At 65.3% G+C, this 17,523-nt stretch carries 12 protein-coding genes; 6 read left to right on the top strand and 6 right to left on the bottom strand.

The window, feature by feature from the left end; all coding sequences use genetic code 11:
- The first annotated feature begins 76 nt into the window (after window positions 1-76).
- The 3 genes from BJ6T_RS32440 to BJ6T_RS32430 are packed head-to-tail and all read left to right on the top strand — an operon-like array spanning window position 77 to window position 5,812.
- A complete protein-coding gene (locus BJ6T_RS32440; RefSeq protein WP_014496798.1) occupies window positions 77-877 on the top strand; it encodes an ImuA family protein in 801 nt (266 codons plus the stop codon).
- Window positions 780-2,366 (top strand): Y-family DNA polymerase, encoded by a 1,587-nt coding sequence (locus BJ6T_RS32435; protein ID WP_014496797.1) that lies wholly within the window; start codon window positions 780-782, stop codon window positions 2,364-2,366. The genes BJ6T_RS32440 and BJ6T_RS32435 overlap by 98 nt, the downstream gene beginning before the upstream one ends.
- Complete coding sequence (locus tag BJ6T_RS32430; protein WP_014496796.1) at window positions 2,363-5,812, top strand: error-prone DNA polymerase; 3,450 nt, start codon at window positions 2,363-2,365, stop codon at window positions 5,810-5,812. The genes BJ6T_RS32435 and BJ6T_RS32430 overlap by 4 nt, the downstream gene beginning before the upstream one ends.
- A gap of 252 nt (window positions 5,813-6,064) precedes the next feature.
- On the opposite strand, the gene BJ6T_RS32425 is transcribed toward BJ6T_RS32430, so the two are convergent.
- The gene (locus tag BJ6T_RS32425) at window positions 6,065-6,835 is read right to left on the bottom strand and encodes an SDR family NAD(P)-dependent oxidoreductase (protein WP_014496795.1); all 771 of its coding nucleotides are present in this window, start codon (window positions 6,833-6,835) and stop codon (window positions 6,065-6,067) included.
- 200 nt (window positions 6,836-7,035) lie between these two features.
- Window positions 7,036-7,323 (bottom strand): hypothetical protein, encoded by a 288-nt coding sequence (locus tag BJ6T_RS32420; RefSeq protein WP_014496794.1) that lies wholly within the window; start codon window positions 7,321-7,323, stop codon window positions 7,036-7,038.
- A gap of 113 nt (window positions 7,324-7,436) precedes the next feature.
- Between BJ6T_RS32420 and BJ6T_RS32415 the strand changes: the two genes are divergently transcribed.
- The 3 genes from BJ6T_RS32415 (at window position 7,437) to BJ6T_RS32405 (ending at window position 13,385) form a co-directional block, all read left to right on the top strand.
- Window positions 7,437-8,849: a CoA transferase gene (locus BJ6T_RS32415; protein WP_014496793.1), complete on the top strand. Its 1,413-nt coding sequence runs from the start codon at window positions 7,437-7,439 to the stop codon at window positions 8,847-8,849.
- 145 nt (window positions 8,850-8,994) lie between these two features.
- Entirely contained in the window at window positions 8,995-10,239 is a 1,245-nt protein-coding gene (locus BJ6T_RS32410; protein ID WP_014496792.1) for an efflux RND transporter periplasmic adaptor subunit, read from the top strand.
- Between the two features lie 29 nt (window positions 10,240-10,268).
- Window positions 10,269-13,385, top strand: a complete 3,117-nt coding sequence (locus BJ6T_RS32405; RefSeq protein ID WP_014496791.1) for an efflux RND transporter permease subunit — start codon at window positions 10,269-10,271, stop codon at window positions 13,383-13,385.
- Window positions 13,386-13,405: 20 nt separating this feature from the next.
- Here BJ6T_RS32405 and BJ6T_RS32400 read toward each other — a convergent pair whose 3' ends face one another.
- The 4 genes from BJ6T_RS32400 to BJ6T_RS32385 all read right to left on the bottom strand — a co-directional run bounded on the left by BJ6T_RS32400 (window position 13,406) and on the right by BJ6T_RS32385 (window position 17,399).
- Window positions 13,406-14,368, bottom strand: coding sequence for an amidohydrolase family protein (locus BJ6T_RS32400; RefSeq protein WP_014496790.1), 963 nt, complete (start codon window positions 14,366-14,368; stop codon window positions 13,406-13,408).
- A gap of 50 nt (window positions 14,369-14,418) precedes the next feature.
- Window positions 14,419-14,976, bottom strand: coding sequence for a P-loop NTPase family protein (locus tag BJ6T_RS32395; protein WP_014496789.1), 558 nt, complete (start codon window positions 14,974-14,976; stop codon window positions 14,419-14,421).
- Between the two features lie 25 nt (window positions 14,977-15,001).
- Complete coding sequence (locus BJ6T_RS32390) at window positions 15,002-16,432, bottom strand: TolC family outer membrane protein (RefSeq protein ID WP_028169742.1); 1,431 nt, start codon at window positions 16,430-16,432, stop codon at window positions 15,002-15,004.
- A gap of 187 nt (window positions 16,433-16,619) precedes the next feature.
- Complete coding sequence (locus BJ6T_RS32385) at window positions 16,620-17,399, bottom strand: enoyl-CoA hydratase (protein ID WP_014496787.1); 780 nt, start codon at window positions 17,397-17,399, stop codon at window positions 16,620-16,622.
- Window positions 17,400-17,523: the final 124 nt, after the last annotated feature.

Here is a 17,523-nt window from a genome sequence, read left to right as displayed (position 1 = left end):
TATCGTGAACAAATGAGCCAGCCGCAGGTTCTTATTTTTGAGAACCTCGGCAATCACCTCTGAAGGAGCGGCGTATATGAGCGGCGCACGGATGAATGCGCTTGCGACCTTGCGCGGCCAGATCGAGCGCATCGAGACGGCGGAGGTCGTGCATCAGCACGATCGCGTCGCGCTCGGCCACGGCGAGGTCGACAGCGCGCTGAAGGGCGGGCTCGCGCGCGCGGTGATCCATGAGGTGTTTTGCGAGGGGCGCCAGGGCGCGGCCGCGACCGGCTTTGTCATGGGCCTCGCCGGGCGCGTGACCGCTCGCCGGCCGCTGCTGTGGGTGCGGCAAGATTTTTCGGAACTCGAGACCGGCGCACTGTCGATGAGCGGGCTTGCCGAAATCGGTCTCGATCCGCGCCGCGTGGTGATGGTGCGCGCCGCCGATGTCGAGAGCGCGCTGCGCACCTCGGCCGATGCGCTCGCCTGCGATGCGCTGGGCGCCGTCGTGCTCGAGCTCTGGGGCGATGTCAGGCAGTTCGATCTGGTGGCGAGCCGCAAGCTGACGCTGGTCGCGCAATCGTCCGGTGTCACCGGCCTGATGCTGCGGATGGCGGCGCAGCCGCTGCCCTCGACCGCGGAGACGCGGTGGATGCTGCGCGCGGCGCATTCGCCGCCGGGCCCGGCTTCAATGCCTGCGGCGCCTTGGAGTGCCTGGGGCGCGCCGCGCTTCGATGCGGAGCTCTTACGCAATCGTCATGGCCCGTGCGGCCGGTGGATCATCGAATGGAAATGTGATGAGTGCCAGTTCTCTGAACCGTCGACGTATCCTCAGCCTGTGGCTGCCACGCCTGCCCATCGATCGGATTCAGCGGTTCTTCGGCGCGCTGGGTAAGGCCAATGATCCGAGCATCGTTGTCATCAAGGACAACAATGCGCTGGTGATCCATGCGCTGGACGAGGCCGCCGAGCGCCTCGGCTTGTATATCGGTCAGCCGCTCGCGAATGCGCGGGCGATGTGTCCGGACTTGAAAGTGTTCGACGCCGATGTCGTGGCCGATGCGAAGACGCTCAGCGACGTCGCCGACTGGTGCGACCGCTTCACGCCGCTGGTGGCGCTCGACCCGCCGCACGGGCTGTTTCTGGACATCACCGGCTGCGCGCATCTGTTCGGCGGCGAGGCCGCGCTGTTGCAGACGCTGGTGCGCGCGCTCGCCCGTCAGGGTTTTGCCGTCAGCGCGGCGATCGCCGGCACCTCGGTCTGCGCGCGCACGCTGACGCGGCAGGCCTCCGGCACCATCGTCGCCGATGGCGGGGAGGCGGTGGCGATCAGACGGCTGCCGGTGTCCACGCTCGGTGCGGGCGAGGCCATCACCACTGGTCTGCGCCGCGCCGGCCTGAAAACCATCGGCGATGTCGCCTCGCGCGAGCCGCATGAGATCACGGCGCGATTCGGCGCGCGGTTCTCCACGCTGCTCGCGCATGCGCAGGGACATGGCGATGCCCCCATCAATCCGCGCAAACCGTTGCCGGATTACATCGTGGAGAAGCGCTTTGCCGAACCGATCGCCACCGACACCATGATCGCGATGACGCTGTCGCGGCTCGCCGACACGCTGATCGCGTCGATGGAGAAGCAGGGCAAGGGCGCGCGGCGCCTGGAAGCCGCCTTCTTTCGCACCGACGGCGTGGTGCGCGCGATCATGGTCGAGACCGGGCGGCCGGTGACGCAAAGCAAAGTCATCGACCGGCTATTTCGCGAACGCCTCGATGCGCTCGCCGATCCGCTGGATCCCGGCTTCGGCTTCGACATGGTGCGGCTGTCGGCGAGCCGCACCGAGATCGTTGTGCAGGAGCAGCGCGATCTCGACGCCCATGTCCACGACAATGACGAACTCGCCGCGCTGATCGACCGCATCGCCGCGCGCATCGGCGGGAAGCGCGTCGTCGTGCATTTGCCTGAGGATACCCATATCCCGGAATGTGCGGTACTGGCCGCGCCTGCCCAGCACCATCTCGCCGTGGCCATGCAGGCCGAATGGCCGGCGCGCACCGAGAGCGAGCCGCCGCTGCGCCCCCTGCGGCTGTTCGACAGACCGGAGCCGATCAAGGTGCCGTTCGCGACCGTGCCCGACGGCCCGCCGCATCAGTTCACCTGGCGCCGCGCGCTGCATGCGGTGGTGCGGGTGGAAGGGCCCGAGCGCATCGCGATGGAATGGTGGCGGCAGGACGGCAAGCAACTGACGCGGGATTATTTCCGCATCGAGGACGCCGAAGGCCTGCGCTTCTGGATCTTTCGCGACGGCCTTTACGAAGGAGAGGTGTTCGACGACGAAGGCAAACCCATTCCCCCCAACTGGTATGTGCACGGTCTCTTCGCATGACGACATCAGCTTATGCCGAGATCGGCATCACCACCAATTTCTCCTTCCTGCGCGGCGGCTCGGATCCGCGCGCCTATGTGCATCAAGCGAGCCTCCTCGGCATTCCCGCGATCGGCATCGCCGATCACAACACGCTCGCCGGCGTGGTGCGCGCCTACAAGGAGCTCGACAATGACAAGGTGCTGCACAAGCCGAAATTGCTGATCGGCGCGCGCATCGTCTTCATCGACGGCACGCCCGACATTTTTGTCTATCCGCGCGACCGCGCCGCCTATGGCCGGCTGTGCCAGCTCCTCACCAGGGGCAAGCGCGGCGACGACATCACGCGGATCGAGAAAGGCGAATGCCATCTTACCTTCGGTGATCTTCTTGAGTTTGCGGAAGGCCAGCTCCTGATCCTGACGTTGCCGCATCGCTTCGAGCCCGCGCAGGCGCTGGATGTTCTCGCCAAGCTTAAGGACAGCCGCGCCGAGGGTGTGTGGCTGGCGGCGAGCCTGGTCTATCGCGGCGACGACCGCCGCCGGCTGGCGCGGCTCGATGATCTCGCCGCCAAAGCAAACGTGCCACTGCTCGCGACCAACGAGGTGCTCTATCACCATCCCGGCCGCCGTCCTCTCCAGGACGTGCTGACCTGCATCCGGGAAAAAACCACGATCGAGTCGGTCGGACGGAAGCTCGAAGCCAATGCCGAGCGCTTCCTGAAGACGCCGCGCGAAATGTCGCGGCTGTTCCGCGATTTTCCCGAGGCGATCGCGGAGACCATGCGCTTTGCGGGCAAGATCGATTTCACGCTCGACCAGCTCAAATACCAGTATCCGGACGAACCTGTGCCGCGAGGCAAGACCGCACAGGGGCATCTGGAAGATCTGACCTGGGCGGGCGTCGACAAATATTTCGGCGGCAAGATCGATGACAAGCTGCGCGCGACCCTGAAGAAGGAGCTCGCGCTGATCGCCGAGCTGAAATATGCGCACTACTTCCTCACCGTGCACGACATCGTGCACTACGCGCGCAGCCAGAACATCCTGTGCCAGGGGCGGGGGTCGGCGGCGAACTCGGCCGTCTGCTACGTGCTCGGCATCACCTCGGTCGACCCGACCAAGGTCGATCTGCTGTTCGAGCGCTTCATCTCCAAGGAGCGGCTGGAGCCGCCTGATATCGACGTCGATTTCGAGCATTCGCGGCGCGAGGAGGTGATGCAATATGTCTATCGCCGCTACGGCCGCCACCGCGCCGCGATCATCGCTACGATCATCCATTACCGCCCGCGCAGCGCCATCCGCGACGTCGGCAAGGCGCTGGGCCTGACCGAGGATGTCACCGCCGCGCTCGCCGACACCGTGTGGGGAAGCTGGGGCAAGGGCCTCAACGACATGCAGGTCAGGCAGGCCGGGCTCGATCCCAGCAATCCCATGATCAACCTCGCGGTGGAGCTCGCGACCGAGCTGATCGAATTCCCGCGCCATCTCTCCCAGCATGTCGGCGGCTATGTGCTGACGCAAGACCGGCTCGACACCTATGTGCCGATCGGCAACGCCGCGATGGACGACCGCACCTTCATCGAGTGGGACAAGGACGACGTCGACGCGCTCAACATGATGAAGGTCGACGTGCTCGCGCTGGGCATGCTGACCTGCATCCGGAAATGTTTTGATTTGATCGACCACCACAAGAGCAAGCGTTGGGTGCTGGCGAGTGTCCCTCAGGACGATCCCAAGGTTTACGACATGCTGTGTGCCGGGGAATCCCTCGGCGTGTTCCAGGTCGAGAGCCGCGCACAGATGAACATGCTGCCGCGCCTGAAGCCGCGGACCTTCTACGATCTCGTCATCGAGGTCGCGATCGTACGCCCCGGGCCGATCCAGGGCGACATGGTGCACCCATATCTGCGACGGCGAAACCGTCTGGAAAAAGTGAGCTATCCGTCTCCGTCGCCGGACCATGGCGACAAGGACGAGCTTTACAATGTGCTGCACAAAACGCTGGGCGTGCCTTTGTTCCAGGAACAGGCGATGCGCATCGCGATCGAGGCGGCGAAATTCACCTCCGAAGAGGCTAACGGTCTGCGCCGCTCGATGGCGACCTTCCGCAATGTCGGCACCATCGGCCAATACGAGGAGAAGCTGATCGGCAACATGGTCGCGCGCGGCTACGATGCCAACTTCGCCAGAAGCTGCTTTGACCAGATCAAGGGCTTTGGCTCCTACGGTTTTCCGGAGAGCCATGCCGCGAGCTTCGCGCAGCTCGTCTACATCTCGTCATGGCTGAAATATCATCACCCCGATGCGTTCTGTTGCGGCCTGCTGAACTCGCAGCCGATGGGCTTTTACGCGCCGGCGCAGATCGTCGGCGACGCCCGCAAGAACGGCGTCGAGGTGCGCGACATCGACGTCTCCTACAGCTTTGCGCAAAACACGTTGGAGAATACCGACGGCAAATACTGCGCCGTGCGTCTGGGGTTCCGCCAGATCGACGGCTTTCATTGGCTGGACGAGGATGAGGAGAAGTTGAAAGCCATCCAGTCGTCATTCCGGGGCGCGCCGAAAGGCGCGAGCCCGGAATCCATACGCCCGATGGTGGTTATGGATTCCGGGCTCGACGCTGGCGCGTCGCCCCGGAATGACGGAGCAACCGACTGGGCCGACCGCATCGTCGCCGCCCGCAACCGCCATCCCTTCACCTCGCTCGAGGACTTCGCCCGCGACACCGGTCTGCCCAAGCGTGCGCTGATCCTGCTCGCGGATGCCGACGCGTTCCGCTCGCTCGGCCTCGACCGCCGCGAGGCGCTGTGGCAGGTGCGGCGGCTGCCCGACGACGTGCCGCTGCCGCTGTTCGAGGCCGCGACCGCGCGCGAGCAGCCGGACGAGCACGCAAAACCATTGCCGGAGATGCCGCGGGCCGAGCAGGTGGTCGCGGACTACCAGACCATCCGGCTATCGCTGAAGGGCCATCCGATGGAGTTTTTGCGCGAGATGTTTTCGCGCGAGCGTGTGGTGGCCTGCAGGGACATCAGCCATGAGAACGAGCGGCGCCGCGTCCGCTGCGCCGGCGTGGTGCTGGTGCGGCAGCGGCCGGGCAGCGCCAGCGGCGTCGTGTTCATGACGCTGGAGGACGAGACCGGCATCGCCAATGTTGTGGTGTGGCCCAAGGTCATGGAGCAGTACCGCAAGGAGGTGATGGGCGCGCGCCTCATCCTGGTCGAGGGCTATATCCAGAGCAGCCCCGAAAAGGTGACGCATCTCATCGCCCAGCGCATGGTCGATCGCTCGCAGGATCTGGTCGGGCTCGCCAACGACGCGCTGAGCCGCAAGCATCCGGTGCCGGCAGGCGCCGATCTGATCGAGCCCCTCAACGACGATCCCCGCGCCCACGCGGACATGCCGGCGCAAAAAATCCGCCACCCCCGCAACGTCCGCATCCTGCCGCCATCGCGGGATTTTCATTGAAGGAGTGGCAGGATGCCTCCACACCGTCATTGCGAGCGTAGCGAAGCAATCCAGAGTCTTTCCGCGGTGGCAGTCTGGATTGCTTCGCTACGCTCGCAATGACGAGTTTGTTGGCGTGATCGTACGCGACACACTCGACTGTCATACCCCGCGAAAGCGGGGTATCCAGTACGCTGCGGCTTCTCGGTTCTAGCCACGCTGTCTCTGGAATACTGGATCGCCCGATCAAGTCTGGCGATGACAGCGTGCCCTCTAGAAGTTCACCCGGTTCGAGATCGCGCCGTCCACGACGAGATTGGAGCCCGTGGTGAACCCCGATACCGGGCTTGCCAGAAACACCGCCGCGCTTGCGATCTCCTGCGGCGTCGCCATGCGGCCCGTCGGATTGCGCTTCATCGCATCATTGTAGCGCTCCGGCATGTTCTGCTCGATCATGTTCCAGACACCGCCCTTGAAATAGACCGTGCCGGGCGACACCACGTTGACGCGGATCTTCTTCTTTGCGTATTGCCGAGCCAGTCCCTTGGCCATGTGGATCAGCGCCGCCTTGATCGGGCCGTAGGAGCTGGCGAGATCGGCCTGCGCCGCCGAGATCGAGGAGATGATGACGAAGGCGGCATCGCCGCTTTTCTCGCCGCTGGCCTCGAGGAACGGCCGCGCGGCGTCGAACGCATGCACGGCGCCGAGCACGTCGAGCCGGAAGTTCTGCTCCCAGGACGCCGCATCCGCGCCTTGCGCCATCGCGCCGGCATTGGCGAACAGCAGGTCGACGCCGCCGAGCTCCTTTGCAGCAGTCTCGATCCACACTTTCAACGCCGCGCCGTCGGTGACGTCGACCGGTCCGCCGCTGGCACGGATACCGCTTGCCTTGAGTTCAGTGACGGTCGCCGCAACCTGATCCGCGTTGCGCGCGCACACCGCGACATTGGCACCTTCGCCGGCGAGCGTCGCCGCAATCGCCCGCCCGATGCCGCGCGTGCCGCCGAGGACGATGGCGTTCTTGCCTTTGAGACCGAGATCCATTGTTTGGTTTTCCTTTTTGTTGATCGTGCGGAGCTTAGTTGTTTGAGCGAGGATGTCGAATTCGTTCTCGGTGTCATACCCCGCGAAAACGGGGTATCCAGTACGCCGCGGCCTCTCGCTTCAATCACAACCGCCTCTGGAATACTGGATCGTCCGCCTTCGCGGATGATGACACCGTGCGAGCCGAAAGAGTGCCGCCCTCACTCCGGCGACGCCCCCACCGGCGGGCCGCCGGGCGGGCGGTGCAGGAAGGTCAGTGAGGCGTAGGCGCCGGCCCACGAGCCGATCGCCGCGAAAGCGACATAGAACGGGTTTTCGGTGTAGCTGATCACGGCGTAGGAGGAGAGCAGGTACCAGACCGCGCTCCAGTTCGCCGCCGGCACGCGCTTGCGCGCGATCACGGCCGAGGTGAACATGACATAGACTGCGTCGGTGGCCGCCGTTGCGATAAACACGGCGCCTGCGGTGAGCGGATCTACGGCGGCCATTGCATTCCTTTCTGCGATCATGACATGGTCGCGAAAACTACAGCATGATCCGGAAAATGCGCAGCGGATTTCCGAAAAGACCATGCTCAAATCTGAAAGGGAGAGAAGCGGTCATGCAAAGCCCCGCCGATATTCTCAAAGATCTCTGGACCTCCACCGGCGGCGACAAGGCCGCGCTCGAGCGCGTGCGGCTGACCGGCGAGGAGCCGCAAATTCCGTCCTCGTTTCGTGTCGCCGTCGCCGGACAGACGACGATCGCCGCCGCCGGTCTTGCCGCCGCCGAAATCTGGAGACTGCGCAGCGGTGAGCCCCAGGACGTCTCCGTCGACATGCGCCACGCCGTCGCCGAATGCCGTTCGGAGCGCTATTTGCGCCTCGACGACAAGCCGCCGCCGCCGGCCTGGGACGCCATCGCCGGCGTCTACAAAACCGGAGACAACCGCTTCGTCCGCTGCCACACCAATTTCCCGCATCATCGCGACGCCGTCTGCAACGTGCTCGGCTGCGAGCCCGAGCGCGACAAGGTTCAGGCCGCGTTGATGCAATGGAGGGGCGAGGATTTTGAAACTGCGGCCTATGCCGCAGGCGGCGTCGTCGCCCTGATGCGCTCCTACGACGAATGGTCCGCGCTGCCGCAGGCGCGCGCGCTCGCCGAACTGCCGCTGGTCTCGATCGAGAAGATCGGCGAGGCCCCGCCCAAGCCATGGCCGCAGGGATTGTCGAACGGCGATCGACCGCTTTCCGGCCTGCGCGTGCTCGATCTCTCGCGCGTCATCGCAGGCCCCGTTGCCGGCCGCACGCTCGCCGCGCACGGCGCGGATGTGCTGCTCGTTTCGGGGCCGGAGCTGCCGGCCATTCCCTGGCTCACCATCGACACCGGCCGCGGCAAGCTCACCACGTTGGTCGAGCTGAAGAGCGAGGCGGGCAGGGCGCAGCTGCGCGAACTGCTGAAGGGCGCCGACATCTTCTCGCAGGGCTATCGTCCGCGAGCGCTCGCAGCCCTCGGGTTCGCGCCGGAGGATGCAGCGAACATCAATCCGGGCATCGTCTATGTCACGCTCTCGGCCTATGGCCATGCCGGCCCCTGGGCGGAGCGGCGCGGTTTCGATTCACTGGTGCAGACCACGACGGGCTTCAACCACGCCGAGGGGCAGGCCGCCGGCATCGACGGTCCGAAGGAATTGCCGGCGCAGATGCTCGATCATGCCACCGGCTATCTGATGGCGTTCGGCGCGATGATGGCCAAGGCGCGCCAGGCCCGCGAAGGCGGGAGCTGGCACGTGCGCGTATCGCTGGCGCAGACCGGACGCTGGCTGTGGAATCTCGGCCGGCTCGATGGCGGCCTGGACACCCCGGATCTTACGGGGGAGGCCGTACATGCTGCATTCATCGAGGCCATGCCATCTGGCTTCGGCACGTTGAAGGCGGTGCGCCATTCCTCGCTGCTGTCGACAACGCCGGCGCGATGGAGCCGCCCGGCGATGCCGCTCGGCAGTCATCCGCCGCAATGGCCGGCGCGAAACTGACGTGAAGCTGACGCGATGCAATATTTTAACGCAAACGGAAAGGTGGCTGGCGTTTTTTAGGTTGTTTGAAATCCCAATTCAGCACTATTAGCGCGACCGATAAGGCAGGCGTCTGCCGAAATCGTCGCAGACACGACCGGGCCCCATGGTAGTTGAAAATACCAAGCGATTGCAGGTGTTTACAAAACAACGGGTGATCACATCCGTAGTTTTACTGGCACTCGCCGGCGCCAGTGCCTATGGCTTCATGCGCGTGGGGGCCAAGGAGAAGAGCCACTCCGAGATCTCCAGCCAGTCGCGCAGGAATGCGCAGAATTTCACGCCGACGCCGTCCGAATGGGCGACGCTGACAATCGAGCCGGTCAAGGCCAAGACCTTCCGGGCCGAATATGTCACCGAGGGCAAGGTCGCGGTCGATGAGGATCGCTCGACGCCGGTGTTCTCGCCCTATGCGGGCCGGGTGACCAAGCTGCTCGCCAAGCCGGGCGAGATGCTGAAGCAAGGCCAACCGCTGTTCACAATCGAGGCCGCCGACACCGTGCAGGCCCAGAACGATTTCATCGCGGCGATGACCGCGCAGAACAAGGCGAAGTCTGCGATCGATCTTGCCGACATCCAGTTCAAGCGCGCCAAGGACCTCTATGAGGGCCGCGCCATTCCGCTGAAGGACTATCAGCAGGCTGAAACGACCCAGGTCCAGGCGCAGAACGACGTGCGCTCCTCGGGGACGGCGCTGGAAGCCGCGCGCAACAAGCTGCGCATCCTCGGCTTCACCGACGAGACCATCAAGGCATTCCAGGAGAAGGGCGTCATCGATCGGGAGATCACGATCTACTCGCCGATCTCCGGCACCGTCGTGCAGCGCAAAATCGGTCCGGGCCAATACGTCAATTCCGGCGCCAGCGATCCGGTCTTCGTGATCGGCGACCTCTCCACGGTCTGGCTCACCGCCTTCGTGCGCGAGAGCGATGCGGCCGCGGTGTGCATCGGCCAGGACATCAGCGTCAACGTGATGGCGCTGCCGGGCCACCCCCTGACCGCCAAGATCAACTACGTCGCCGCCGCCATCGATCCCAACACGCGCCGCCTGCTGGTTCGCGCGACCATCGACAACAAGGACGGCCTGCTCAAGCCGGAAATGTTCGCCAACGTCACGATCTATTCGGCCGGCGACCGCGCCGCGCCGGCGGTGCCGAAGCAGGCGCTGATCTACGAGGCCGACAAGGTCCGCATCTGGGTCGCGCGCGAGGACAAGTCGGTCGAGCTGCGCCAGATCAAGATCGGCCTCATCAATGGCAATCTCGTCGAGGTTACCAGCAATCTGAAGCCGGGCGAGCAGATCGTCACCAAGGGCAGCCTGTTCATCGACCGCGCGGCGTCCGGTAGCTGACCGACGACCCAAGAAAATTGAAGACCTGAATGGATCGTCTCGTCGCCCTTGCCGTCCACCGGCGCTTCCTGATGGTCGGGATGTTCGTCGCCGTGCTGATCGGCGGCTTGATCGCGTTCAACCAGCTCAACATCGAGGCCTATCCCGATCCGACGCCGCCGATGGTCGACATCGTGACGCAGAGTCCGGGCCTGTCGGCGGAGGAGATCGAGCGCTACATCACGATTCCGATCGAGACCCAGGTCGCGGGTCTGAAGAACCTCACGACGATCCGCACCATCTCGCTCTACGGCCTCTCCGACATCAAACTGCAGTTCTCCTTCGCCTACACCTATGACGAGGCGCAGCAGCAGGTCTTGAACCGCCTGGCCCAGCTAGCGCCGCTGCCGGGCAACGTGCAGCCACAGATCTCGCCGCTCAGCCCGATCGGCGAAATCTTCCGCTACCGCCTCGTCGGACCTCCGAACTACAGCGTGCTCGACCTCAAGACCATCCAGGACTGGATCCTGCAACGCCGCTTCCGCGCCGTGCCCGGCGTCATCGACGTCACCGGCTGGGGCGGCAAGAGCAAGACCTACGAGCTCCAGGTCGACTTCAACAAGCTCGTCGCCAACGGCCTGACGCTGCCGCAATTGCTCCAGGCGGTCAGCAATTCCAACGTCAATGTCGGCGGCAACACCGTCAATATCGGCCAGCAATCGGCCGTGGTACGCGGCGTCGGCCTGATCCGTTCCATCGACGACCTCGCCAACACCATGGTCTCGCAGACCAACGGCAATCCGGTGTTGGTCAAGGACGTCGCCACCGTCACCGTCGGTCAAAAGCCCCGTCTCGGCATTGCCGGCCTCGACGATTCCGACGACATCGTGCAGGGCATCGTTCTGATGCGACGCGGTGAGCAGAGCTCGCCAACCATCAAGCGCGTCCACCAGCTCGTTCAAACCATCAACAACTCCAGCATCCTTCCGCCCGGCGTGCGCATCGAGCGCATCTACGATCGCGGGGACCTGATCGACCTCACCACCCACACCGTGCTGCACAACATGGTGGTCGGCATCCTGCTCATCGTGCTGTTGCAGTGGATGTTCCTCGGCGATCTCCGCAGCGCGCTGATCGTCGGCGCAACCATTCCGTTCGCGTTGTTCTTCGCCGTGATCATCCTGGTGCTGCGCGGGGAGTCCGCGAATTTGCTGTCGGTCGGCGCGATCGATTTCGGCCTCATCGTCGACGCCACCGTCATCATGGTGGAAGCCATATTCCGCCGCCTGACGCAGACCACGCCGGTGTCGGAATCCGAGCATATGTCGCCCGAGACGCTGTTCGGCATGAAGAGCCACGCCATCCTCAGCGCCGCCGCCGACGTGTCGCGCTCGATCTTCTTTGCCGCTGCGATAATCATCGCGGCCTTCATACCGCTGTTCACACTCTCGGGCGTCGAGGGCAACATCTTCGGGCCGATGGCGCGCACCTATGCCTATGCGCTCGCCGGCGGGCTGCTCGCGACGTTCACGGTGACCCCGGCGCTGTCCGCGATCATCTTGCCCGCGCATCTCGAGGAGACCGAGACGAAGGTCATGCTGATCCTGCACCGGATCTACATGCCGGTGCTGAATTGGGCTGTCGCCAATCGCGGCATCGTGCTGGGGGGCGCGGTCGGTCTCGTGCTGATGACGGTGGCGCTCAGCCGGCTGCTCGGCCTGGAGTTCCTGCCCAAGCTGGAAGAGGGCAATCTCTGGATCCGCGCCACGCTGCCGCCGACCATCTCGCTCCAGGAAGGCAACACCTACGTCAACGAGATGCGCAAGCTGATCCGTGCCCGGCCCGAGGTGGAATCCGTGGTGTCGCAGCATGGCCGCCCCGATGACGGCACCGACGCGGCCGGCTTCTTCAACGCCGAGTTCTTCGCGCCCCTCAAGCCCGCGAGCCAGTGGCCGGGGACGCACGACAAGGAAGAGTTGACCGCGCAGTTGTTGAAGCAGCTCGACGACCGCTTCCCCGGCGTCGAATTCAACTTCTCGCAATATCTCCAGGACAACGTCTCCGAAGCCGTCTCGGGCGTGAAGGGCGAGAACTCCATCAAGCTGTTCGGCAGCGATCTCCAGGCGCTCACCGACACCGCCAACAAGATCAAGTCGGTGCTGGCGACAGTGCAGGGCGTCACCGACCTTGCGGTGTTCACCTCGCTCGGGCAGCCGACCATTCAGATTGACATCGACCGCGCCAAGGCCGCGCGCTATGGGCTCGCGCCCGGCGACATCAACGCCACCATCAAGGTCGCGATCGGCGGCGATACCGCGGGCGATCTCTACGAGCCGGGCTCCGATCGTCACTTCCCGATCATCGTCCGTCTCGCGCCGGAATATCGCAGGAGCGCGGAGGCGATCCAGAATTTGCGCATCGGCGCGCCCGGCCCCAACGGCACCGTCACGCAGATTCCCCTGAGCGAGGTCGCCACCATCAGCCTCGTCTCCGGTGCCGCCTACATCTATCGAGAGCAGCAGGAACGCTATCTGCCGATCAAGTTCTCGGTGCGCGAGCGCGACCTCGGCAGCGCGATCCGCGAGGCGCAACAGAAGATCGCCGAGCAGGTGCAGCTGCCGCCCGGCGCGCACATGGACTGGGTCGGCGAGTTCGGTAATCTCCAGGACGCGATCCGCCGGCTGTCGATCGTGGTGCCGATCTCGCTGGCGCTGATCGGCGTGCTGCTCTGGTTCAATTTCGGCTCGATGACCGACACGCTGCTCGCCATGAGCGTGATCCCGATGGCGATCTTCGGCGGCGTGCTCGGCCTGTTGATCACCGGCACCGCGTTCAGCGTCTCCGCCGCGATCGGATTCATCGCGCTGTTCGGCATCGCGGTCATGGACGGCATCATCATCCTGTCGCAGTTCAACCAGCTGATCGAAGAGGGCATGGACCGCATGAGTGCGGTGATACGCACCGGCGAATTGCAGCTCCGGCCGGTGCTGATGACCTGCGTCGTTGCCGGCGTCGGCCTGCTGCCGGCGGCGCTGTCGGAAGGCATCGGCTCCCAGGTGCAGAAGCCGCTCGCCGTCGTCGTCGTCACCGGCATGATGCTCGCGCCGGTCGTGATCCTGGTGACCTTGCCGGTCCTGATTTCCTTCTTCTCCCGCCGCGCGCGCTGATCGCGCGCGGCGGGAGAACCTCAGAATCCGTAGAGACGCGCGGGATTGTCGACCAGGATCTTCTTGCGCATCTCCGCATCCGGCGCCCACACCGGAAGCTGGTTGAGCAGCCGGCCGTCGTCGATCTGATAGAGGGGCGCGATGTCGGTGGGCTTGCGTCCCTCGACGCGACTGGAATCCGGATGCGGCCAGTCGGTGCCCCAGACGATGCGGTCCGGGTTCGCCGCGATCAGCGCGCGGGCATAGGGCACCATGTCCTGATAGTCGGGCGCGAGGTTCGACGAGCGATAGGCTCCTGAGATCTTCACATAGGCCTTGCCGGATTTGACGAGCGCGATCAGGTCGGAAAATCCCGGCTGCTCCAGTCCGAGCGACGCCTCGAGGCCGCCGAAATGGTCGAACACGGCCGGAACGGGCGAAGCCAGCACGAGCTCCTTGATCGCCGAGATCATCGGCAGCGTGGTGTAGAGCTGCACGTGCCAGCCGCGTGCCTTCATGCGCTCGACGGCGGCCGTGAAGCGCGCGCGGCCGACATTCGGATCGCTGACGCCGCCGGTGGCGAGATTGATGCGACTGCCGCGAAAACCGTCCGCCTGCATCGCGTCGAGCTGGGCTTCCGTGGTCTTGTCGTCGATCACGGCCACTCCGCGTGCGGTCGCGCCGCGCGCCTTCATGCCGAACAAGGTGGAGGAGTTGTCGGTGCCATAGACGCTCGGCGTCACGATCACGACGCGCTCGACATGCAGCGCCTTGTGCAGCGCCGCCATTTCCTCGGGGCTTGCCGGTTCCGGCGTATAGACGCGCCCCGCGAAGAACGGAAACTTTTCGACGTCACCATGGATGTGCGTGTGGCAGTCGCAGGCCTGGGCCGGAACGTCGAAATCGATCGGCGTGGCGGGCTGCGCCGCACGGGCGTGAGCTTTGTTGGTCATGGCTACTCCGGCGGCAAGGGAGGCAAGCAGGACGCTGCGTCGGTTGAGCATGGTTCTCTCCCTGCTTCGTTATTTGGAGGTGGGACAGGAATAGTATCACATCAGCCGGGTAACCGCTCCGCTTCGCTGCATAGCTGCTCGACAAGATCCGCAAGCGCGCGTGAGCCGTCGATGCGCACGACCAGGCAGGGCAGGCCCGCGAGCCACGCCTCATCTTTTGTGAGACTGCGGCCCTCGCGATCACCGGTTTCGTAATGCGAGGCCCATTCGACGAACGACTCCGTCTCTTCATGACGCCAGCCACCCTGTGCGACGGCATCAGCTCCGAAATGCGTAGCCTCGCGGCCACGCAGGCGCTGCAAGCGAAGCTCGCGCGGCGTCGTCACAAAGACGACAAGATCGAAGAGCGGGACGAGCTCGTCGCCCCAGCCGGTGACGGTTCCGCTCAGCACCCAGTCGAGACGCGGCAGAAACATCGCGCGCATCAGGCGCAGGCGCTCCGCGGCGGGGCGCGTCGTCTGGTAGGGCGGCACGGTCGGCAGCCAGAAATAATCGTCACTGTCGTGATGCGGCAGCGCAAGCCGGCCGGCGAGCGCGCGGCCGATCGTCGTCACGCCGGAGCCTGAAGCTCCCATCAGATGGATGCGGCGGCTCTTCATCGGCATCAAGCCAGACGATTTGAAACTACTGCCCCGACGGCGTGCGCAGGCCGTGCCAGGCGTCGCGGACCTGCTGGTAATGCACCTCGGGCAGATAGTCCGGCGTGTTGAGGCTGAGCGTCTTGACGTCGAGATGGCCGACGGCGCTGAGCAGCGTGTAGGAGGCGATCACGCGGTCGCGCAGCGCGCCGATCAGGCGGGCCTTGGCCTGGATCAAATCGGCCTGCGAGTTCAGCACGTCCACCGTCGTGCGCTGCCCGCCGGCGGCCTCGCGCTGCACGCCCTGGAGCGCGACGGTCGCCGCCTTCACCTCGGACTCGGAAGCGGAGACCGTGATCTTGGCGCCCTCGTTGGCGACCCAGGCGCTGGTCGCCGCCGTGCGCGCCTGGTTGCGGACCTGGTCGAGCACGAGCCGGCTCTGCGCCGTGATCTCCTTGGCCTGCCGGGTCTGCGCGGCGGCCTGGCCGCCGTCGTAGATCGGCGCGGTGACGTTGGCGACGATCGAGGCCTGGTCTTCGGCGGTGGTGCTCAGCGTCGGGTCGTTGCTGCGGCTCTTGCTGGCGCTGCCCTGAAGACTGGCGCTCGGCAGCAGCGCGCCCTCGGCGATGCGGATGTTGGTCGAGGCGACATCGACGTCGAAGCCCGCCGCCATCACCGCCGGGTGCTGGCGGATCGCCATCGTCAGCGCATCCTCGCGGCTCTTCGGCAGATAGCGGTCGACGACTTCGGCGGGCCGAAGCTGCGACGGCGCATTGCCGATCACCTGCGCGTAGACCGCCTGGCTCACCGCCAGCGCGACTTCCGCGGCGTTGAGATCGGCGAGTCCCCGGTTGAGCCGCGCCTCGGCTTGGGCGCTGTCGGTCGGCGTGACGTCGCCGGCGTTGAGTCGGCGCTGGGTGACGGCGAGCGTCTCGCGCAGGAACGCGACGTTGGAGCGTTGCGCCTCGACCAGTGACTGGTTGGCCAGCACGTTGGTGTAGGCGGTGACCGCGTCGAGCAGCACGCCCTGGCCGACATTGCGCAGGGCCTCGCGGCCGGACTGCACCTGAAGTTCCGCGGCGCGGACGCTGTTGGCGGTGCGGAACCCGTTGAACAGGGTCTGCGTCACGGTGACGCCGATGATCCACGGTTTCAGATTGGCGGTCTGGATCGTGTTGTCGGGAAGCAAATTGCGCACCGATTGCAGGCCGGCGCTGAGGCTTGCCACGACCTGCGGCCGGTAGCCGGCGAGCGCCTGCGGCACGTTTTCATCCGTGGCGCGTTGCCGCGCGCGCTCGGCATTGAGCTGCGGGTTGGTCTGGTAGGCCTTGGCGAGCGCCTCAGGCAGGGCTTCCGCCCATGCGGCGGAGGGCAGGGCGCAACAGAGCGCCAGCGTGGTCCATGTCGCAAGCACAGGACCCACGCCCGATCGATGTCGCGTCATCACGCGGCCAACTCTGGCGGCACGCCCAATCATGTAATCCCGCTAAACCCCGGCTGTCCGCCCCGCCGACGGTGGCCTCTTAACTGTTTAACGAGCCGGGGTCCCGCAGGCAAACTGCCGCGGGGAAAACCCCCATCTATTCCGTGCTTGTTGCAGGTGCGTCACAGGGATTCTGCACCAGAGCGGCGAAGCCTTACACCAGCCTGACCGCTCGCGGGCATTATCGGTTCTTGTTCACCGGCTTGCGCTTCTCGATGAACGCCGCCATGCCCTCGGAGCGGTCCTCCAGCGCGAAGGTCGCGTGAAACAGGTTGCGCTCGACGCTCATGCCTTCGGCGAGCGTGGTCTCGAAGGCGCGGTTGACTGCTTCCTTGGCCATGGCGACGGCGGGCCGCGACATCGATGCGATCTTCTCGGCGGCTTCCATGACCTCGTCCATGAGCTTGTCGGCGGGCACGATGCGGCTGACGAGGCCTGAGCGCTCCGCTTCCGCCGCATCCATCATGCGGCCGGTGAGGCAGAGGTCCATCGCCTTCGACTTGCCGATCGCGCGGGTCAGGCGCTGGGTGCCGCCGATGCCGGGAATGGTGCCGAGCGTGATTTCGGGCTGACCGAATTTGGCGGTGTCGGCGGCGATGATGAAGTCGCACATCATGGCGAGCTCGCAGCCGCCGCCGAGCGCATAGCCCGCGACCGCGGCGATGGTCGGCTTGCGGCAGCGCGCGACGCGGTCGCCGCCGATCGCGGCGAAATCTTCGGAGAACATGTCGATGAAGGCTTTCGGCTGCATCTCCTTGATGTCGGCGCCGGCGGCAAAGGCCTTCTCGCTGCCGGTCACGACGATGCAGCCGATGGCGTCATCCGCCTCGAGATCGTCGACGGCCGCGGCGATCTCGCGGAAGACGCCGAAGGAGAGCGCATTGAGCATTTTCGGCCGGTTCAGCTTGATGATGCCGACCGCGCCCTTGCTCTCGACGATGATGTGTTCGAACGTGCTCATGCTCCACCCACGCGTTTGATTGGGCGGGCAATGTGCCCGCTGGCGCGGTGGGCTTCAAGGGCCGAAAAGCTGTCGGAACGAGGCCGCCCGGAACGCGCGGCGAGACGCGCGTTCCGGGCGAGGT

Source organism: Bradyrhizobium japonicum USDA 6 (genome assembly GCF_000284375.1).
Lineage (GTDB): Bacteria > Pseudomonadota > Alphaproteobacteria > Rhizobiales > Xanthobacteraceae > Bradyrhizobium > Bradyrhizobium japonicum.
The sequence above is the reverse complement of the archived record's forward strand: the minus strand, read 5'-3'. Positions and strand labels throughout refer to the sequence as shown.